Annotated in this window: 17 protein-coding genes; 10 read left to right on the top strand and 7 right to left on the bottom strand. The window is 69.8% G+C overall.

The window, feature by feature from the left end; all coding sequences use genetic code 11:
* Window positions 1-290: 290 nt before the first annotated feature.
* Entirely contained in the window at window positions 291-605 is a 315-nt protein-coding gene (locus AB0I81_RS56965) for a hypothetical protein (protein ID WP_360677506.1), read from the bottom strand.
* A gap of 436 nt (window positions 606-1,041) precedes the next feature.
* Window positions 1,042-1,926 (bottom strand): Ku protein, encoded by an 885-nt coding sequence (locus AB0I81_RS56960; protein WP_360677504.1) that lies wholly within the window; start codon window positions 1,924-1,926, stop codon window positions 1,042-1,044.
* A 60-nt stretch (window positions 1,927-1,986) separates the two neighbouring features.
* Between AB0I81_RS56960 and ligD (AB0I81_RS56955) the strand changes: the two genes are divergently transcribed.
* From ligD (AB0I81_RS56955) to AB0I81_RS56930, 6 genes are all read left to right on the top strand, one after another.
* The gene (gene ligD, locus AB0I81_RS56955) at window positions 1,987-2,889 is read left to right on the top strand and encodes a non-homologous end-joining DNA ligase (protein WP_360677502.1); all 903 of its coding nucleotides are present in this window, start codon (window positions 1,987-1,989) and stop codon (window positions 2,887-2,889) included.
* Complete coding sequence (ligD, locus tag AB0I81_RS56950) at window positions 2,886-3,758, top strand: non-homologous end-joining DNA ligase (protein ID WP_360677500.1); 873 nt, start codon at window positions 2,886-2,888, stop codon at window positions 3,756-3,758. Before ligD (AB0I81_RS56955) ends, ligD (AB0I81_RS56950) begins: the two co-directional genes overlap by 4 nt.
* 44 nt (window positions 3,759-3,802) lie before the next feature.
* Window positions 3,803-4,009, top strand: a complete 207-nt coding sequence (locus tag AB0I81_RS56945; protein ID WP_360677498.1) for a hypothetical protein — start codon at window positions 3,803-3,805, stop codon at window positions 4,007-4,009.
* A gap of 240 nt (window positions 4,010-4,249) precedes the next feature.
* Entirely contained in the window at window positions 4,250-4,870 is a 621-nt protein-coding gene (locus tag AB0I81_RS56940; RefSeq protein WP_360677496.1) for a TetR/AcrR family transcriptional regulator, read from the top strand.
* A 90-nt stretch (window positions 4,871-4,960) separates the two neighbouring features.
* Window positions 4,961-5,194: a DUF3107 domain-containing protein gene (locus AB0I81_RS56935; RefSeq protein ID WP_360677494.1), complete on the top strand. Its 234-nt coding sequence runs from the start codon at window positions 4,961-4,963 to the stop codon at window positions 5,192-5,194.
* A 410-nt stretch (window positions 5,195-5,604) separates the two neighbouring features.
* The gene (locus AB0I81_RS56930) at window positions 5,605-7,227 is read left to right on the top strand and encodes an IS1634 family transposase (RefSeq protein ID WP_360677492.1); all 1,623 of its coding nucleotides are present in this window, start codon (window positions 5,605-5,607) and stop codon (window positions 7,225-7,227) included.
* A gap of 359 nt (window positions 7,228-7,586) precedes the next feature.
* Here the strand turns inward: AB0I81_RS56930 and AB0I81_RS56925 are convergent, their stop codons facing one another.
* Window positions 7,587-8,231, bottom strand: coding sequence for a ferritin-like fold-containing protein (locus tag AB0I81_RS56925; protein WP_360677490.1), 645 nt, complete (start codon window positions 8,229-8,231; stop codon window positions 7,587-7,589).
* 351 nt (window positions 8,232-8,582) lie between these two features.
* Between AB0I81_RS56925 and AB0I81_RS56920 the strand changes: the two genes are divergently transcribed.
* The 3 genes from AB0I81_RS56920 (at window position 8,583) to AB0I81_RS56910 (ending at window position 12,853) form a co-directional block, all read left to right on the top strand.
* On the top strand, window positions 8,583-10,646 hold the full coding sequence (locus tag AB0I81_RS56920; protein ID WP_360677488.1) for a DEAD/DEAH box helicase: 2,064 nt from the start codon (window positions 8,583-8,585) through the stop codon (window positions 10,644-10,646).
* A 403-nt stretch (window positions 10,647-11,049) separates the two neighbouring features.
* The gene (locus tag AB0I81_RS56915) at window positions 11,050-11,940 is read left to right on the top strand and encodes an alpha/beta hydrolase (protein ID WP_360677486.1); all 891 of its coding nucleotides are present in this window, start codon (window positions 11,050-11,052) and stop codon (window positions 11,938-11,940) included.
* 13 nt (window positions 11,941-11,953) lie between these two features.
* The gene (locus tag AB0I81_RS56910) at window positions 11,954-12,853 is read left to right on the top strand and encodes an oxygenase MpaB family protein (RefSeq protein WP_360677484.1); all 900 of its coding nucleotides are present in this window, start codon (window positions 11,954-11,956) and stop codon (window positions 12,851-12,853) included.
* Between the two features lie 127 nt (window positions 12,854-12,980).
* On the opposite strand, the gene AB0I81_RS56905 is transcribed toward AB0I81_RS56910, so the two are convergent.
* Genes AB0I81_RS56905 through AB0I81_RS56895 form a run of 3 tightly spaced genes read right to left on the bottom strand, consistent with a single transcriptional unit; the run spans window position 12,981 to window position 15,326 of the window.
* Complete coding sequence (locus AB0I81_RS56905) at window positions 12,981-13,895, bottom strand: PD-(D/E)XK nuclease family protein (protein ID WP_360677482.1); 915 nt, start codon at window positions 13,893-13,895, stop codon at window positions 12,981-12,983.
* A 35-nt stretch (window positions 13,896-13,930) separates the two neighbouring features.
* Entirely contained in the window at window positions 13,931-14,647 is a 717-nt protein-coding gene (locus AB0I81_RS56900; RefSeq protein ID WP_360677480.1) for an MBL fold metallo-hydrolase, read from the bottom strand.
* Window positions 14,648-14,699: 52 nt separating this feature from the next.
* Window positions 14,700-15,326 carry a DUF6758 family protein gene (locus AB0I81_RS56895; RefSeq protein WP_360677478.1) on the bottom strand — a complete coding sequence of 209 codons (627 nt, stop codon included), beginning with the start codon at window positions 15,324-15,326 and terminating at the stop codon, window positions 14,700-14,702.
* An 89-nt stretch (window positions 15,327-15,415) separates the two neighbouring features.
* Between AB0I81_RS56895 and AB0I81_RS56890 the strand changes: the two genes are divergently transcribed.
* The gene (locus tag AB0I81_RS56890) at window positions 15,416-15,799 is read left to right on the top strand and encodes an NUDIX domain-containing protein (RefSeq protein ID WP_360677476.1); all 384 of its coding nucleotides are present in this window, start codon (window positions 15,416-15,418) and stop codon (window positions 15,797-15,799) included.
* A gap of 3 nt (window positions 15,800-15,802) precedes the next feature.
* Here AB0I81_RS56890 and AB0I81_RS56885 read toward each other — a convergent pair whose 3' ends face one another.
* Entirely contained in the window at window positions 15,803-18,547 is a 2,745-nt protein-coding gene (locus tag AB0I81_RS56885) for a hypothetical protein (protein WP_360677474.1), read from the bottom strand.
* Window positions 18,548-18,605 lie beyond the last annotated feature (58 nt).

Here is an 18,605-nt window from a genome sequence, read left to right as displayed (position 1 = left end):
GGATTCGATTTGCCCCCTACGGATGACAGAAAGCAATCACCCGCACCATCCATATATCCGACCTAAAGACCAACAAACCGGAATTGTCCACTTTTAGGCATAGCAAGAAGCGGGCGAGAAAACAAAAGAAAATGACACAGCGAGGGCCCCCCGGCCGATGCCGGGAGGACCCTCACCAGAAATGCCCGTGGAGACGAAGGGAAATGAAACTCAGGTCAGCCGCGAACGGAAGAACGAGCCGCCCCAAACAACATCCTGCGCCATCAACGAACGGTCATCGTCGCCCGACTTTATTTGTCGTCGGCGCCCTGGTCCGTCCTCGGGTGGTGGTTACGGTTGTAGTTCCTGTTGTGCACCTTGATCTTCACGCGCATGTTGTGGTGGTGACGCCGGTTGCCCCAGCCCCAGCCGCGACCCCGGCCCCAGCCCCATCCGCAACGGCGCCAGGTACGGCAGCCGCTCCCGGTCAGGACCGACGTGCTGGTGCTGACCTGCGTGGCAGCGCCGGCGCTTGCCGTGGTCGTGGCCGCACCCACGCCCACTACGCTGCCGGCCATCGCCGTGGTGAAGGCGAGGCCCGCGAGAACACTCTTGAACTTGGGCATTGCGTTTCCCCCTGTAGGATCGATTGCCCCGTACTCAGCGCTTCCGAATTGCTTCGGAAACAAAGTCCGGACGGCCACCAAAGAGCCATCCACAATGTGTCATTTCCGGGGGATGAGCGGGCAAACGGTCACGTCTCTATTTTGCTCTGCATTAACAATCTTATTGCTCGCATTAAAGGTCTATCCCATGAATTAGCATGAATTATCCCCATATGTCCGCTTTGGGATCCACGACGAGGACCGACCGGCTTCCGTGCCAGTCGTCGATGTGGAAGAGGGCGCGGGGGAACCCTCGTGTCAGCAGGCTCGCCGTCATTTCATCCGACAGCGCACTGGGACAGCGATCACCTGGCCGTCGCGGCCGGGCAAGCAGTGAAGAAAGGCACGAAAAGGCCCGGAAGACAGCACCTGGCCGTAGAGGTCCTGAGGCCCCCGGTCAGGCGGACTTGCGCGTCTTGCGCTTGGCGGGGGTCTTCTCCTCGTCCTTAGACTTGTCCTCGTCCTTGGACTTGCCGGTGGCCTTCTTCGGCCTGGCGGGCTCGCCCCCGCGCTCCTTCTTGGCCGCCTCCACGCTGGCCCGCAGTGCCGCCATGAGGTCCACGGCGGGGCCGGCCTCCTCCTCCTCGCGGGCGGGGACGACCTCCTTGCCCGCCACCTTGGCCTCGATCACCTGCTGGAGCGCCTCGCGGTAGGTGTCGTGGTACTCGCTCGGCTCGAAGTCCGACTCCATTGTGGTGATGAGGGACTCGGCCATCTTGAGCTCCTGGGCGCGTACCTCGATGTCCTCCTCCAGGAAGGCAAAGTCCGGCGTGCGGATCTCGTCGGGCCAGAGCATGGTCTCCAGGACGAACACGCCGTCCCTGACCCGCAGCGTGGCCAGCGACTCGCGCTGGCGCAGCGCCACCTTGACCACCGCCACCTGGCCGGAGCTCTCCAGCGCGTTGCGCAGCAGCACGTACGGCTTCGCCCCCTGGGCGTCGGGCTCCAGGAAGTACGACTTCGCGAAGTAGATGGGGTCGATCTGCTCGGCCGGCGTGAACTGCAGGACGTCGATCCTGCGCGAGCTGCTCAGCGGCAGGTCCTCGAAGTCCTCGTCGGTGAGCACGACCATCTCGCCGGAGGCCAGTTCGTAGCCCTTGGCGATGTCGGCGTAGGCGACCTCCTCGCCGTCCTGCGTGCACACCCGCTTGTAGCGGATCCGGCCGCCGTCCTCGCGGTGGACCTGGTGGAACGTCACGTCCTTCTGCTCGGTCGCCGAATACAGCTTGACCGGGATCGTGACCAGCCCGAAGGAGATCGCGCCCTTCCAGATGCTGCGCATGGGCACTCCTCAGCTCTCAACAGGCCCGCCATTGGGCACATACCCCCCATGGGGCAACCAATGCCATACCCGGTCGAACCGATGCTGGCCGTACCTGGGGAACTACCCTCCGAACGCGACCAGTACGGCCTCGAGGTCAAGTGGGACGGCATCCGCGCCATCATCCATCTTGACGGCGGGATGAGGATGACGGGAAGACACGGGGTCGACTACACGCGGCGATACCCCGAAATTTCGGGTTTCGGGCTGAAGGGCGCGATCATCGACGGGGAGCTCGTGGCGCTCGACCCCCACGGCCGGCCCAGTTTTGAACGCCTCCAGCGACGCATGCATCTGACCGACCCCGAGCCGATCATGCTGGAGCTGTACCCGATCACGTACATGCCGTTCGACCTGCTCTATCTCGACGGCACGGCGCTGTTCGACCTGTCCTACCGCGACCGCCGCGCGCTGCTCGACGAGCTGGACGTCGGCGCGCCCCCGTACTTTCCCGGCGAGTCCGACCTCCTGACGGCCACCTACGAGCAGGGGCTCGAAGGCGTGGTCGTCAAGCGGCTCGACTCCCCCTACCGGCCGGGCACCCGCTCACCCTGGTGGATCAAGGTCAAGAACCTGACCACGCGCGAGGTCGTGATCGGCGGCTGGAAACCCGGCAAGGGACGCCGCGCGGGCGGGGTCGGGTCGCTGGTGATGGGGGCATTCACGGACACGGGGCTGAGGTACGTCGGGCACGTCGGCACGGGGTTCACCGACGTCGTGCTGGACGAGCTCTACCAGAGGCTCCGGCCGCTGGAGATCCCGCGCAGCCCGTTCTCCAACGAGGTTCCGTGGCGTAATCGGTGGGTTAGGCCCGATCTGGTAGGGGAGGTGGCCTACACGATGTGGACCGACGAGCAGCGGCTGCGGCACCCCGTGTGGCGCGGCCTGCGCCCCGACAAACTTCCCGCGGAGGTGACGTTGTGAAGGTACCGGTCAAGGTGGACGGGCGCGAGCTGACCCTGAGCAATCTGGACAAGGTCCTCTATCCCGACTACGGCTTCACCAAGTCCGAGGTCATCGACTACTACAGCCGTGTCGCCCCCGTGCTGCTGCCGCACCTGCGGGGCCGCCCCCTGACCGTCAAGCGCTACCCGAACGGCGTGACCGGCCAGTCCTTCTTCGAGAAGAACGCCCCCGACCACACGCCCGACTGGATCAGGCGGGTCAACCTGCCCGCCCCCGGCAGCACCAAGAACCGCGAGACCATCGACTTCGCCGTGGTGGATGACCTGCCCACACTCGTCTACTACTCCAACCTGGCCGCGCTGGAGCTGCACGTGCCGCAGTGGCGCGTGGACGAGGACGGGCAGGCGCTGCCGCCCGACACGCTCGTGTTCGACCTCGATCCCGGCCCGCCCGCCACGATCGTCGAGTGCACCAGGGTGGCGGTCATGCTGCGCGAGGTGCTCAAAGAGGAGGGCCTGACCGCGTACCCGAAGACCAGCGGCAGCAAGGGCATGCAGCTGTACGCGGACTGGGACTGCCGCGAGGAGCCCTCCGCGTACGCCAAGAGGCTCGCCCAGCTCCTGGAGAAGGAGCACCCCGACCAGGTCGTCAGCGTGATGACCAAGAAGGCGCGGCCCGGCAAGGTGTTCATCGACTGGAGCCAGAACAACCCGGCCAAGACCACCGTGGCCCCGTACTCGCTGCGGGCCAGGGAGCAGCCCACGGTCTCGACGCCGCTCACGTGGAAGGAGGTCGAGGGCTGCGAACGGCCGGAGGACCTGGTGTTCACCGCGCCCGACGTGCTCGCCAGGGTCGAGAAGCGCGGCGACCTTTTCGACCGGGCGTAGGCTGGTTGACGTCCACACCGAGAGGGGACCTGAAGATGTCGGAGATGGACATACGCGGGGACGAGGGCCCTTACGCCGACGAGGAGGGCGAGCTGTCGATCGAGACGCCCGAGGCCGACGCCGCCGAGCAGCACCGCGAGGTGCTCCAGAACGGGAGCCGGCCGCGCCGCGAATTGCCGCTGGACGTCGATCCCGCCGATGCGGCCGAGCAGGACCGCGTGGTGGATCTCGACGACGACGACTATCGCTGAGCCCGGCTCGATGACGGTGACCTGCGCGAGGGGCATCGCCGGCGGCTGTCCGCCGGGCGTGTGGGCTGCCCGCACGTAGGATGTCCGCACGGTTCGCCTGAGAGAGCCACCCGAGAAAGCCCGCCTGAGTAAGCGCACCTGAGTAAGCCACCTGAGAAACCATTCGCCTGAGAAAGCCGTTCGGGTGAGTAAGCATTCGCGTGAGAGAGCAATTCGCGTGAGAGAGCAATGGAGACCCGCGTGACCGCAACCCCGGATGCCAAGCCCCGGGGCACCCGGCTGCCCCGGCTGGCCCGACGACGGCAGCTCCTGAACGCCGCGCAGGAAGTGTTCGTGGAGAACGGCTATCACGCGGCCGCCATGGACGAGATCGCCGAGCGGGCCGGGGTCAGCAAGCCGGTGCTCTACCAGCACTTCCCCGGCAAGCTGGAGCTCTATCTGGCGCTGCTCGACCTGCACGTCGACGATATGGTCAACCGCTGCCGGGAGGCGCTGGCCTCCACCAACGAGAACAAACTGCGCGTGCAGGCCACCTTCAGCGCCTTCTTCGACTTCATCTCCAGCCAGGGCGAGGCGTTCCGGCTGGTCTTCGAGTCCGACCTGCGTAACGTCGCGCCGGTGCGGCAGCGGGTGGAGCGCTCGCTGCGCGAGTGCGCCGAAATGGTCAGCGTGCTCATCCAGGAGGACACCGGGTGCACCAGCGACGAGGCGCACCTGCTCGGCGTCGGGCTGGTGGGCATGGCCGAGGTGAGCGCCCGCTACTGGGTCACCACGCACGGCTCCATCCCGAAGGACGCGGCCGAGCAGCTGATGGCCCGGCTGGCCTGGCGCGGCATCAGCGGTTTTCCGCGTACGGCATAACCCCGTTCGCTGCGCGCGATCAATCGCGTTTTCGCGGGCCAGACCGGCGACGATGGGTGTAGAGCCAGCCCGCTCGACTAGGGAGCCACGATGGAAATCAAGATCGGCGTACGCTCCGTACACCGCGAACTCGTTGTCGAGACCGACCTCAGCGCCGAGCAGGTCGAAGAGGAGATCAGAAACGCCCTGGCGGTCGATCGCGGCGGCGTCTTCGCCCTGACCGACATCAAGGGCAGGCGCGTGCTGGTGCCGGTGGCCTCGCTCGGGTTCGTCGAGATCGGCGAGGACGAGTCACGGCCTGTCGGTTTCGGCGGCACTTTGTAGCAGCTCGGACACGGAGGGTACGGCTGCCGCGCCGTACCCTTCAAGAGCCCTACCCAGCCGCCCCCTGCCGGGGTCCTGCCCCCTGCCCGGGGTCCTGCCCAGCCGTACCCTTCTGGGTTCTTGCCCAGCCGTGCTCGTTCCTTGCCCAGCCGTGCTCGTTCCTTGCCCAGCCGTGCTCGTGCAGGGGTCCTGTCCAGCTGTGCTCGTCAAGGGTTCTGCCTGGCAGCGCCCTTGGCGTGTCCTGGCCCTTGGCGCGTGTCCTGGCCCTTGACGTGTCTGGGCCCTGACGTGTTCTGGGCCCTTGATGTGCCCTGGCTTGCCTAGCCCTGTTTTCCGCAGATCGGGATGTTTGGGGCATCTCCGGCGCGGCGTCTTGATCGTTGCTGGTGGAGACGGTAGTCCCGGAGCCCGTGAGACAGCGAGCGCAGTTCGGTGGCCCGAGCGTGGAGAAGATGCTCGGGGCGCTGCCCGTGGTGGCCGACTTTTGTACCCGGTTGCGGATCAGGGAACTCATCGATGCCGCCTGCCCGGTGCGTGACCTGGCCGACCTCACCCACGGCCAGGTCATCGAGGCGCTGGTGACCAACCGGCTGACCTCCCCCGCACCGCTGGTCCACGTGCAGCAATGGGCACGGGACTGGGCAGTCGAGGAAGGGCTGGGCATCGATCCGGCCCTGCTCAATGATGACCGGATCGGCCGTGCGCTGGACGCGATCGCCCCGCATCTCGATCACCTGGTGGGGTCGGTCGGGCTGGCGGCGATCGAAGCGTTCGGGATCGAGACCAGCCGCATGCACTGGGACATGACGTCCATCTCCCTGCACGGCGACTACGAGCAGGCCGAGGAGGGATTCGCCCGCCCCAGGTACGGCCATCCCAAGGACCGGCGGCCGGACTTGAAGCAGATTCAGGCCGGGATCGCGGTGACCGGCGACGGTGCGATCCCGGTGTTCGCGCGGGCTTTCGACGGCGGGGCGGGAGAGGTCGGCCAGGTCGTGGGCGCGATGAAGCAGTTACAGCGCTTGGCCTCGGCCCGGCGGCTGCTCATGATCGGTGACTCCAAGCTGATCTCGTATGGGAACCTGGCCGCGATGGATGCCGGGCGGGTGAGTTTCATCGCTCCGGCCTCCAAGACGTACGTGCCGGCCGGTGACCTGGCCGGCCTGGCGCTCAAACAGGCGACCGCGGTGGACTACACCGCCCAGCGCGATGCGGGTAAAGCCGCAGATCAGCGGAGCTCCTGGCATGTACTGGAAGCCGAAGAAGCGATGACGTTGGCCGGACCGCTCAAGAGCGACCCGGTGGTATCGGTACGACGCGTGTTCGTGCACTCCTCGGCTCGGGCCCAAGCCGCGTCCAACGCCCGGACGTTGAAGCTGTCGCGTGCCCGCGAGGATCTGGAACGTCTGGGGCGCGGGCTGGGCTCGCGGCACTATCCGGACGCGGGCAAGGTCACCGACCGGGTGGCCGTGATCGCCAAGCAGCGGCGGGTCGCCGCCTACCTGCGGACCACCATCGGCACCGATGCCGGCACCGGCAAACCCACACTCACCTGGGAATTCGACCAGACAGCCATCGACGCCGAAGCTGCCACCGACGGCTGGTACGCGCTGCTGACCAACCTGGCCCCCGAGCAGGCCGACGCCGTACAGGTGCTGCTGCTGTACAAGAAGCAAGAAGCGGTCGAACGCCGCTACGCCGCTTTCAAGGGGCCCTTGGCCGTCACCACGCTCTACCTGAAGAACAACCGGCGCATCGCCGCCCTGATCACCGTGATCTGCCTGGCTCTGCTCATCTTCTGCCTGGTAGAACGCCAGGTCAGACAGGCATTGGCCACGCACGGGCAGAGCAAGGTCAACGGCCTGTACGCCGGTCGCCCCGCCATCCCCACCGGAAACCTGATCTTCCGTGCGCTCGCTACCCTGCGCATCATCCCTGGCAGCGGGACCGCACCACCCATCATCCTCCAGCCGACCCCGGCACAGATCAACCTGCTCGATCTGCTCGGGGTCGACCCTCGCGATCTCCGTTGACGATCACGCACCTGCGGAAAACGGGCCTAGCTGGTGTGGTGTGGTCTTGCCAGGCGGCAGCCTCGTGGGGGACGGTGCCGGGGGACGGCGTCGCGCCTCGGCTTGGTGGCCGGGCAGCCCGCGCTTCCCCTCCTCAGCACAGCCCGCGAGGTCCAGCGGTTCGGCCCACATCTCGTCAAGGAACTGGAACTGCCGTAGCGGCGCGAGGCCCTCATGTCTGGCACGCTACAACCGTTTCGCGCCTTCGCGCCGCCCGATGGACAGACCCGTCGACCCGACCCGTAGACCAGGCGCATCGATCAGGCCCAGCGACCAGGCCCGTAGACCGAACCAGTCGACCGGCCCTGTTGGCAGGCTTGTCAGATCCCCATCGCGGCCATGCGTTGGTTGTGCGCCTCGGTCAGCTTGGCGAAAAGGCGGGAAATACCGGTGTGATCCTCACCCTGCGACTCCATCAGCAGCAGCGCCAGTTCCGGACGCGCAGAGGCCACCTGCTGACCCTGGCTGAGCGCTTCGCCGACCAGCCGCCGTGCCCACAGCGCCAGCCGCCCCGCCGCCGCCGGCTCCGCCTCGATGCCCGCCCTGACCCGCTCGACCGCGAACTGCGAACGTTCCTCGTCGACCAGCACCTCATCCACCAGCTTGACGATCGAGGGGTCGAGGAGCTTGGCCGCCTCCCGGTAGAAGTCGAGCGCGATGCCGTCGCCCACGTACGTCTTGACCAGCGCCTGCAGCCAGTCGGCCGGCCTGGTCTGGGTGTGCCAGGAGTCGAGCGCGCCCACGAACGGCGACATCGACTCGCCGGGATCGGCACCCAGCTCGGCCAGCCGCTCGCACAGGAGACGGAAGTGGGCGTACTCGGTGACGGCCAGTTCGCTCAGCGCCGCACGGTCGGCCAGGGAGGGCGCCAGCGTGGCCGCGTCCTCCGTCATTCGCGCGTACGCGCTGAGCTCCGCGTAGGCCAGCACACCCAGCAGGTCGACGACTCCAGGGGACTCCTTCATGGAAGGCAGCGTACTTCGGAGAAACTTCGGGAACATACGCAAGCTCGGTCAGCGTTGTGGTATCGAGTACACTGCTCTGTGAAAGTGCGACCGCACTGTGTAAATTCGGGGGTTTTCCCCGATTACCCCCCGATTCCCCGGGTGCCGCGGTCGCGATGACGCGAGAGGGCTGGCTCTACCGCGAGGACCCACGACACGGGGCTGTTTTCCGCCCGTCGGTCCCGGCAGGCCCGCCTTCATTTGAGACTGAGGCAGGCCACGCTGACGACTTTCCGAGACCTCGGAGTCACACCAGAGATCGCCGATGCCCTCGAGACCGAGGGCATCATCACACCGTTCCCCATCCAGGAGATGGCACTCCCGCTCGCCCTGAGCGGCCAGGACCTCATCGGTCAGGCACGTACGGGCACGGGAAAAACCCTCGCGTTCGGCATCGCGATGCTGCAGAGCATCGGGAAGCCGCGCAAGAACCGCAAGAAGCCCCGCGGGCTGGTCATCGTGCCGACCCGCGAACTGGCCGTGCAGGTCAGCGAGGACCTCGTGACCGCGGCCGGCAAGCTCGGCTCACGGGTCCTGACCGTTTACGGCGGCCGCGCGTACGAGCCGCAGATCGAGGCGCTCAAGGCCGGGGTCGACGTCATCGTCGGCACCCCGGGCCGTCTGCTCGACCTGGTCAAGCAGAAGCACCTCGACCTGAGCCAGGTCACGACCCTCGTGCTCGACGAGGCCGACCGCATGCTCGACCTGGGCTTCCTGCCCGACATTGAGCGGATCTTCAAGCTGATCCCGGCGGAGCGGCAGACGATGTTGTTCTCGGCGACCATGCCGGGCGAGATCGTCGCGCTGTCCCGCAAATACCTCAACCGCCCGACGCACGTACGCGCCGAGTTCGACAGCGGCGAGGGCGAGACCACCCCGCAGGTGCGCCAGATCGTGTGGCGCGCCCACCGGATGGACAAGATCGAGATCGTCGCACGGCTGCTGCAGGCCGACGGGCGCGGGCTCACGATGGTCTTCTGTGAGACCAAGCGGGCCTGCGACATGGTCGCCGAGCAGCTCGACACGCGCGGCTTCGCGGTCGCGGCCGTCCACGGCGACCTCGGCCAGGGCCAGCGCGAGCAGGCACTGCGCGCGTTCCGCAACGGCAAGATCGACGTGCTGGTGGCCACCGACGTGGCCGCCCGCGGCATCGACATCGACGACGTCACCCACGTGGTCAACTACGACTGCCCCACCGACGACAAGACCTACGTGCACCGCATCGGCCGTACCGGCCGGGCCGGGCGCACGGGCATCTCGGTCACGTTCGTGGAGTGGGAGGAGCTGACCCGCTGGAAGATGATCAACCAGATGCTCGGGCTCGACTTCGCCGAGCCCGAGGAGACCTACTCCACTTCGCCGCACGTGTACTCCGAGCTGAGCATCCCCGAGGGCACCAAGGGCGTGCTGCCGCACGGCAGCCGCTCGCGCGCCGGGCTGTCAGCCGAGCGCATCGAGGACCTCGGTGAGACCGGCCGGACCCGCACGCGGGGCGGGCGGCGCCGTGAAGAGCGCGAGGAGCGCCCTGCCCGTACGCCCCGTCAGCGCCGCCGCACCCGTGGCGGACGTGAGATGGCGGAGTCCGCACCCGTCGAGAGGCCGGAGGTCGAGCTCGTGGATGCCAAGACGGAGGAGACTCCGGCGATCTTCACCACCGATGAGATCCAGGGGGCGGCCGAGCAGAAGCGCGCACGTACGCGCAGGGGCGCGGCATCCTCGGCCATCGAGCAGGCGCTCGCCGACGCCCCTGAGGCGCCGGCTCCCGGCACCGGCTCGGGCCGGGGCGCGGTCGCCGAGGCTCCTGCCGAGGAGGTCGCGGAGACGCCGGTCAAGCGCACTCGTACGCGTAAGGCCGCCGTCGAGGCTCCTGCCGAGGAGGCCGCCGAGGCGCCGGTCAAGCGGACGCGTACGCGCCGGGGGGCGGCTACTGAGCCTTCCGGCATCGACACGGCGACTGAGACGGCTACAGAGAGGGCCGCTGAGACGACCACTGGGCCGTCCGCCGCGCCGGTGACGGAGCGCCGGTCGGCGCCCGCCGCCGAACGCGGGATCGCACCCGCCGCCGAGCGGCAGGCCGCATCCGCCGTGGAGCGGCCCGTCGTGGAGCGGCAGCCGGCACCCGCCGGAGAGCGCCAGGCGGCGCCCGTCGCCGCCCGGCCTGAGCCGGAGCCCGAGCCGAGCTTCATGGCGACGCCGCCTCCGCCGGCGCGCAGGGAGCCGGAGCGGATCATTCCGGCCAGCCCGTTCGCGGTGATCTTCCAGTCACCTGACCTGGCCACGGACGACGACGACATCGCGCCGTCGGCCGCGACCGAGCGCAAGCAGCAGCGCCGCCAGCCCCGCGGAGGTGGCGGCAACCGCCGCCGCACCGGCTGACCCGCACAGGGGCCGACCCGCGCATGCGGTGACGCCCCGCCGGGGCTGACCCGCCGCCGCACAGCACGCCGAAGGGCGCGCACCCGAGCCAGGGTGCGCGCCCTTCCGCATGTACGCAGCCACCACCGTCCGAGCCCGAGGACCGGCCGCCAGAGGCCCGTGGAGGGCTCTGAGCGGGTGTCTGGGGCGCGAACATGCCTGAGAGGGCCTGGTGGGGGTGCTGCGCCGCAGCATCGCGTGAGGCGCGCGCACAGCTTCTCCCAGGGGTCGGTGCGTGTGGGCGTCGCGCGAGGTGGCGGGGCGGGTGGCGCGGGCGCGCAAAGCTCGCAACTCCGCAGAACTCGCACCGGCGTAGTGTCCATGCCGGTGTCGAGGCGCTGACCTCTGGGTATTGTTGCCCCACGTGAGTACGCCGCGATTCCTCGACCTGCCTCCAGGCGTCACACCACAGAAGATCGAGTCGTCACAGGGCACGTTCGCGGTCCTGGAGGCGCTTCCGGTCAATGGTGTGGTTGAGCGCTGGCCAGCGCTCTTGCTCCCCGGGGTGACGGGCAGCAAGGAGGATTTCATCGCGGTCCTGATGACCCTGGCCCAGTCGGGCCGCCGGGTGGTGGCGATCGATCTGCGCGGCCAGTACGAGACCCCGGGCCCCGACGACCCGGCCGCCTACACCTGCGCGGCCCTCGGCGCCGACGTCGACTCACTCGCCCAGGTCATCGGCGGCGGCGACCCCGTTCACCTGGTGGGCCACTCCTTCGGCGGGCTGGTCGGCAGGGAGGCGGTCATCGACGGGCGCACGAAGTTCGCCTCGTTCACGCTGATGGGCTCGGGTCCCGGCGCGATCGAGGGCAAGCGGGCGCACAACGGCAGGAAGATCCTGGAAGAGGTGCCCGTGCTGGGTCTTGAGCACGTGTGGCACAGCAGGTTCGAGCCTGACGCGCTGGCGGCCGACGTACCCGACGAGATCCTGCGGTTCCTGCACAAGCGCCTGCTCGCCAACGCGCCGACCGCGCTGGCCTGCATGACCGAGCAGGTGCTGACCATGCACGACCGTACCGACGAGTTGTGCCAGATCGAGGTGTCCACGCTGGTGCTGTACGGCGAGCACGACGACGGCTGGCCCCCCGACGCCCAGTCGGAGATGGCGGCCAGGCTCCAGGCCGAGTGCGTGGTCGTGCCGGGCGCGGTGCACTCCCCCGCCGTGGAGGCGCCGGAGACGACCGCGGCGGCGCTGGTCAGGTTCTGGAACTCGGCCGAGAAGCACTACTTGGACATAAGGCCCAAAGCCATGTAATTCTCTACTTACCATGGAAGAGATCGCCGCGCAGCCACCGCAGAGCGCGACCTGGCAGGTGCACCTCGACCGCTCGATGTGGGTGGGCGGCGTGCGCGGCCTCATGCTCCAGGCGCTGCATCCCCTGGCCATGCTGGGCGTCTGGCAGAACTCCGATTTCCAGGACGACCCGTTCGGCCGGCTGCGCCGTACCGCCGACTTCGTGGGGCGGGTGACGTTCGGCAGCCCGCGTGAGGCCGACGAGATCGGCAGGCGGGTACGCGGCATCCACCGGGCGCTGCGCATCCACGACCCGGCCACCGGCAGGACTCACCGGGTCGACGATCCCGAACTGCTGCTGTGGGTGCACTGCGCGGAGGTGTCGTCGTACCTGGAGGTGGCCAGGCGCGGCGGGCTGGGGCTCACCGGGCGCCAGGCCGACCGCTACCTGCGCGAGCAGCGCAAGAGCGCCACGTACGTCGGCCTGCACCTGGACGATGTGCCCGGTTCGCGCGCGGAGATGGCCGCCTACTTCAAGCAGGTCCGCCCCAGTCTGCGGGTGACGCCGGAGGCGGCCTCGACCGTCCGGTTCCTGCTGTGGCCGCGCCTGCCGCCCGAACTGCGCAGGTTGTCCCCCGGCAAGCCGGCCTACTTCCCCTTCGGCGCGCTGTGCTACTACACGCTGCCGGGCTGGGCCAGGCGGATGTACGGCGCTCTGCCCGAAATACCCAGCGCGACGGTCACGGCAGCGCTGACGGCGTTCAGGTTCGGCCTGAACGCGTTGCCCGAGCCGGTGCACGACCTCGCCTTCAGCCCGGCCACCAGGAGCATGCTGCGCGCCTCGCGGGAACGGGCGCGCGCGGCCGGCTACGACGTGCGCAAAGGGCTCAAGGGCCTGACCGACCCGCGCCGCTGGCCCCGAGCCACCGCCTGACAGGCAGCAGCACGATCCCGGACCGCCGCCAGACCGACCCGCGCCGCTGGCCCAAAGCCACCGTCTGACAGGCAGCGGCATCCGGACGGCGACCCGCGACGGGCGCCTGGCCGGGACGCGTTGGCCGCTATTCGGCCAACGCGTCCCAAGGCTGGCGTTCCGGGCCGGCCGCCTGGCCCTCCGCGCAGTGCCGGCGGAAGTCGCACCAGGAGCAGATGGGGCCGGGGCTGGGCGGGAAGAGCTCGTCGATCTCGGCCGGCACGGCGGCGGGTCCGACCGGCTGCCGATCGCCAGAGGATGCGCGGCGGGCCTTCGGCGGCGCGGCCACCAGGGCCCGGTAGCGCTCGTCGGCCACCGACGCCTCCGTGGCCACCTCCTCGGCCCGGCCCAGGTGCCTGGCCAGGGACTCCTCGGTGTGCCGCCACTCGACGACCTCGCCGGTGGGCAGGTGGTGCAGCTCGACCGTACGGCACGGGGTGCGCATCATCGAGCTCGCCGCGATCGCGTACACGGCCAGGGCGAGCGAGGAGCGGGCGTCGTCCTGGGTGAGCGGCCGGCGGCCGGTCTTGTAGTCGACCACGACCAGTTCGTCGCCGCGCCGGTCGAGCCGGTCGATGCGCCCGGACACGGCGATGACCTTGGTCCGCGTGGCGACCGTGCGCTCGACGCCGACCGGATCATCCGACGGATCCAATGTCGCTACATATCCGGACACGAGGTCGCGGGCGCGACCCAGCCAGCGCCCCGACTGCTCGTCGTCCCTGAAGCCCTCGTTGATCCACCCGTTGGTGACCAGGATGGCCGCCGTCAGGGGCGTCCTGCGCTCGTACGGCTCACGCCACCACCCCGCCAGCGCGTTGTGCACGCTGGCCCCGACGCTGTTGTGCGCCCAGGCGGGCCCCTTGGAGGGCTGCGGCCGGTCCAGATAGGTGAACCGGTAACGCCGGCGGCAGTCGAGCCAGCTGTTCAACCGCGACGGCGTACACGAATAGAGCCGCCGCGGCATGCCCTCCAGCGGGAGCTGGCCCTGGGTGGCGTTCATCCGGCCTCGCTCGGCGAGGTCGCCGGACGCCGCACTTAGTCGTCGTCCTGGCTGAGCCTGACGCCGGAGATCCTGGTGCCGTCGGTCAGCGGCCCCTCGACCGGGACCTCGGTGTCGACGCGGGTCAGCGAGCCGGAGACCCAGTCGTCGAAGTGCGGCTCCAGATCGCCGATCGTGACCTCGTCGCCGTGCACGGCCAGCACCCGCGTGTCGCCGGGCAGCGTGAACAGCCGCCCGCCGATGGAGGTGAGCTGGTCGGCCAGCGCGGGGTACTCGCCGCCGATCTTGCCGGGGCCGTCGGCCTGCAGGGCCTTGCCGGTGAAGACGGCCCCGAGCACCTCGCAGTAGAGCGAGACGCCGCCGGGCGTGACGCCGGGGGTCTCCATGACGTCGAGTTGCACGTCGGCCACGCCGAAGATGCCGTCGTCCTCCATGTCGATGTCGGGCCAGGTCTCCCGCCAGGTCTCCCGCCACAGGGGCTTGTCCTTGGGGTGCAGGGCGACCACGGCCTCGTCCCTGCTGGCCACCTCGATGGCGGCCGAGACGTGGTCGGGCAGGCCCGCCGTGCAGATGACGGCCAGCACCTCCCGCTCGCCCACCTGCTCCAGGATCTTCTCGGCGTCCCGCGCCGGGTCGATGACGATCACCTCTTCGTCGTCGCCCAGGATCCAGGTGTTGTTCTCGACCTTGTGCTCGGTGCCGTCGATGTCGACGACGCCCTCGGTCACCACTCGCTCGATACGCGCTGTCACGCCTCCGAACTCTAGCCCGTCTGCATGACAGCGCGAATCGCGTTCGCGCGTACTAATCCTCGAGTCTGGGGGAGAACGCCCCGAATGGGACGTCCAGCTCGTGGTCACGGGCGTCGAGCAGGGACAGCTCGGCCAGCCCGATCATGCAGCCGGCGTCGGCGGGCCAGGCGATGGTCCACAACCAGTTGCCCATCGCCTCACCGGCGTAGACGGCCCGGTCGTCCTCGCCGGCCACGCACCACAGGGCCGTGGGATGCCCGAGCACCGCGATCTTGGCGTTGGGCGGGCCCGAGTCGAAGCCCTCGCCCGGGTCGGGGCCGTCCAGCCCCGCGAACGCCGCGCCCAGCCCGATGCCGGGCTCCTCGGCGATGACGACCAGGTCGGCGGGGCCCTCCAGCAGCGAAGGCCCGGTCAGCGCGACCAGGCTGGCGCGGGCGCCGGTGCGCTGGTCGCCCACCTCGGCGAAGCCGGTCACCAGCCAGCCGGCGGGCAGCGGCCACGGCAGCCACACGGGCACCACCGAGGTCTTCCGTATCGCCTCCAGCGCGGTGCTGGTCGGCGGCGATGGAGGCTGGTAGGGCAGGACATCACCGTGCGTGTCACATCGAAACGCACTAGACCAGGCGCCCGGCCCGTGAAGCGGGCCAAAGCACCGTGGGCAGGTTGGAGCCGCTCTCACAACTACCCACGGTGCTTTCTCCGGCACGGCCGCGTCAAGGCCGCTGGCCGTTATCCCGTCGTAATCTTGGTCATGTGCGCGTAAATTGTGTGGGCGCGATCATTTTCGACGCTTCTGACCGACTCCTTCTCATCAAGCGTGGCCATCCGCCCGGCAAGGGGTTGTGGTCCGTTCCCGGTGGCCGGCTGGAGCCCGGCGAGAGCGACGAGGCAGGGCTGCGGCGGGAGGTCCTGGAGGAGACGGGCCTGCACGTGGCGGTGGGTCGCCTGGCCGGCACGGTGGAGCGGCCGGGACCGGGCGGGGTCACGTACGTGATCCGCGACTATCTCGCCACCGTGACGGCCGGGGTGCCCGCCGCCGGGGACGACGCCGCCGACGTGCGCTGGTGCGACCGTGAGGACCTGGTACGGCTGCCGCTCTCCGAGGGCCTCCTCGACTCGCTCACGGAATGGCACGTCCTGCCGCCCCTCTGATCCCTATCGGCTCGACGTCAGGCTGGAGGTCCACAGGATCAGGTGGTCGGCGTTGTACGTCGTGGACCGGCCGAGCGCCACCACCTCCGAGCCCTTCAGCGCCACCGCAGACAACCACTGCGCCCCCTGGCCCGCCAGGCGGTCCTTGGTGAGCGCCATGCGGTTCCACGCCAGCCCGTCCTGCGAGGTCCAGGCCGCGCTGTCGCCCTCTCCCGGCACGCCGTGCCAGCCGACCGCCACGAGCCCCTCCTCCCCCGCCGCCAGGTCGTACACCGCCGCCGCCTGTTCCGCGGGAAGCCAGGCCGTCTGCCAGGTCTGGCCCTCATCGTCCGAGACCGCCGCGAACGCGCGCCGGGACCCGCCCGTCATGGCCGTGCCGATGGCCACCAGCTTGTCCTGATAAGTCATGACCCGGCGCAGTCCGGCCGACGAGGCGTCCTCCGGGGTCACGCCTCCCCTGGCGGTCCAGTTCACCCCGTCCTCGGAGTGCCAGACCACGCTGCTCTCCCGGTCGGCGCCGCCGGAGCCGCCCACCGCCACGTAGCCGTCGCCGATGGCGGCCACGTCGTGGATGCGCGCGCCGGAGCCACCCTGGGGCAGCCTCTCCGACCTGGTGTACTTGCGCATGTCCGGGGTGAACCAGATGGCGGCGCCGTTCGTGCCGGACGGATCGCGCGTCTCGCCCGCGACCACGTAGCCCTCCTTGCCCGCCGCCACCACGTTCGCGCGCAGGTAGAAGTGGTCGGACTGGCGGGCCAGGTCGCCCGCGACATCGACCCGCTTCCAGTTCTCGCCGTCGGTGGAGGTGACGAGGAGGGGGTCGGTGACGGCCACGTTCGTCTCGGTGCCGCCGACGGCCAGCCAGCCACGGCTGCCGTACGCCACGTCCTCCAGCGACTGCCTGCCAGAACCGCCCAGGCTCATGGACTTCCAGCTCTGCCAGTTCTCGATCGTCCACAGGCCCGCGTCGCCAGAGGCCGAGCCGACCGCCACGTACCGGCCGCCGTGGCCCGCCAGCGCGTTCGTCTCGCGGGCGATCCTGGTCAGGCCCTCGACCTCGCCCAGCCGTACGCGGGAGGCGGAGCCGCGGGCGGGCGCGGACACGATGACGAGCTGGTTGTCGACGTCGGAGGCCGCCTGGTCGCCGCCGGCGAACAGGGTGCCGCCCTCGGCGATCGTGAACCCGCGCAGCGTCGCGCCGTTCAGGTCGCCGAACTCGGTGCGCTTGTCCCAGTCCCGGCCGTCCGTGCTGGTCAGCACGGAGTAGCTGCCGAGGCCGGCCTGGCTGATCGCCGCGACGCCCGACGGGTAGGAGATCAGCGACTCCACGCCGACGCTGGCCGAGTCGAGGCCGCCGATGGAGCCGCACTGCGACCACCGCTCCCCGGTCGGAGAGCAGTAGACGCGTACGTCCCCCTCGATCGTCCGCCGCCGCGTCGGCACCAGCACGAACTGCTTGGGCAGCACGGCCACCGTCCCGGCACGGGGATCGGTGGCCTCGGGGAGCTGGAAGCCGGTCGTGCGCCAGTCGCGCCCGCCGTTGGACGAGCGCAGCACCCGCGATCCCTCGCCGACCGCGGGGACTGCGATGGCCACGACCGTGTCGTCCTTGGCGACCACGGCCTTGATCTGCCGTACTCCCAGCTCCCTGGTCTCGACGCGCTCCCAGCTCGTGCCGTCCGCCGAGTGCCAGGCCGCGGGCCCCGAGCCGCCGTCGGGGCCCGTCGTGCTCCCGACCGCGACGAATCCGGAGCCCGTTCTGGCGATGTCCTCGATGTGGTCGCCCTGCCTGAAGGCGGCCAGCGCCTCCGACGGCACGGCCGTCCAGCTGAAACCGTCGGCGCTGGTCCACAGGCCGCGCTCGCCCGCGCCGCCGTCGCCGCCGCTGGCCAGCCAGCGTCCGTCTCCTCCGACGACGTGCCGGACCGTGGGCGTGGAGGCGCCGTTCACCTGGCCGAGCCGCCAGGTCTTGCCGCCGTTCGGGGAGAACAGGAATAGCGGGCGCGGGGTCGGGCTCGTCGTGTCGCTGCCGACCGCCACCACCGCGCGGCCGACCGAGGTCATGTCGTTGAGCTTCTGGTCGGTGCCGTCGCCCGCGGCCCGGACGGTGAACAACTCGTCACCCGACCTGCCGGTGCCCGCCTCCAGCCGCAGGCCCTGGGCTTCCTCGTCGTTCCACTGCCACACGAGCACGCCGGTGGCCACCAGCACGGCCACGGCCACGCTCAGGACGACCGGGATGGCCCTGCTGCCCCGGTGCACGGGGCCGGCCCTGCGTACGGCGGCGGGGGCGGGACCTCTGTGGTGGCGTCCGCCGGTGCCCTGCGGGCCGGTGGCCACGAGGAGGTCGGGCCTGGTGGGACGGCCGGCCGGCGGGCTTCCGACGCGCCGCACCTCGGTGTCGTCCTCGGCGGCGTCCTCTTCGGGCTCTTCCGGGGTTCCGGACGTCTCCGCCCGCTCCGGCACCGGATACACCAGCCGGTAGGGAGGCGCCGCGGGTGCGGTCTCCACCTCTTCGCGGGGCGCTTCGGCCTTGGGGACGGGCTCCGTCACCTCAGCAGCCGGGGAAGACTCAGCGGCCGGGGAAGACGCGGCTTGGGAAGACTCGGCTTGGGAAGACGCGGCGGCCGGGGAAGGCTCGGCGGTCGGGGACGCGGCGGCGGGTTGGTCGTGGCGGCGGTGCGGGGTGCCGGCGACCAGCTTGTCCGGCCGGTTGACGATGCGGCGGGGCCGGCGGCGCGGCTCCATCTCCGCCTCCGCCGTGGCCGAACTGTACGGCCTGCGCCCCTTGGGCGGCTCCCGCGGC

The organism is Nonomuraea sp. NPDC050404 (assembly GCF_040655495.1).
GTDB lineage: Bacteria > Actinomycetota > Actinomycetes > Streptosporangiales > Streptosporangiaceae > Nonomuraea.
This window is presented reverse-complemented; position numbering and strand designations above follow the sequence as displayed.

Coding starts and splice junctions, on each gene's coding strand:
- ligD (WP_360677502.1), top strand. CDS start 1,987: ATGCCATACCCGGTCGAACCGATGCTGGCCGTACCTGGGGAACTACCC.
- AB0I81_RS56935 (WP_360677494.1), top strand. CDS start 4,961: ATGGAAATCAAGATCGGCGTACGCTCCGTACACCGCGAACTCGTTGTC.
- AB0I81_RS56885 (WP_360677474.1), bottom strand. CDS start 18,547: ATGGAGCCGCGCCGCCGGCCCCGCCGCATCGTCAACCGGCCGGACAAG.
- AB0I81_RS56965 (WP_360677506.1), bottom strand. CDS start 605: ATGCCCAAGTTCAAGAGTGTTCTCGCGGGCCTCGCCTTCACCACGGCG.
- AB0I81_RS56945 (WP_360677498.1), top strand. CDS start 3,803: ATGGACATACGCGGGGACGAGGGCCCTTACGCCGACGAGGAGGGCGAG.
- AB0I81_RS56925 (WP_360677490.1), bottom strand. CDS start 8,231: ATGAAGGAGTCCCCTGGAGTCGTCGACCTGCTGGGTGTGCTGGCCTAC.
- AB0I81_RS56960 (WP_360677504.1), bottom strand. CDS start 1,926: ATGCGCAGCATCTGGAAGGGCGCGATCTCCTTCGGGCTGGTCACGATC.
- AB0I81_RS56905 (WP_360677482.1), bottom strand. CDS start 13,895: ATGAACGCCACCCAGGGCCAGCTCCCGCTGGAGGGCATGCCGCGGCGG.
- AB0I81_RS56910 (WP_360677484.1), top strand. CDS start 11,954: ATGGAAGAGATCGCCGCGCAGCCACCGCAGAGCGCGACCTGGCAGGTG.
- AB0I81_RS56920 (WP_360677488.1), top strand. CDS start 8,583: ATGGCACTCCCGCTCGCCCTGAGCGGCCAGGACCTCATCGGTCAGGCA.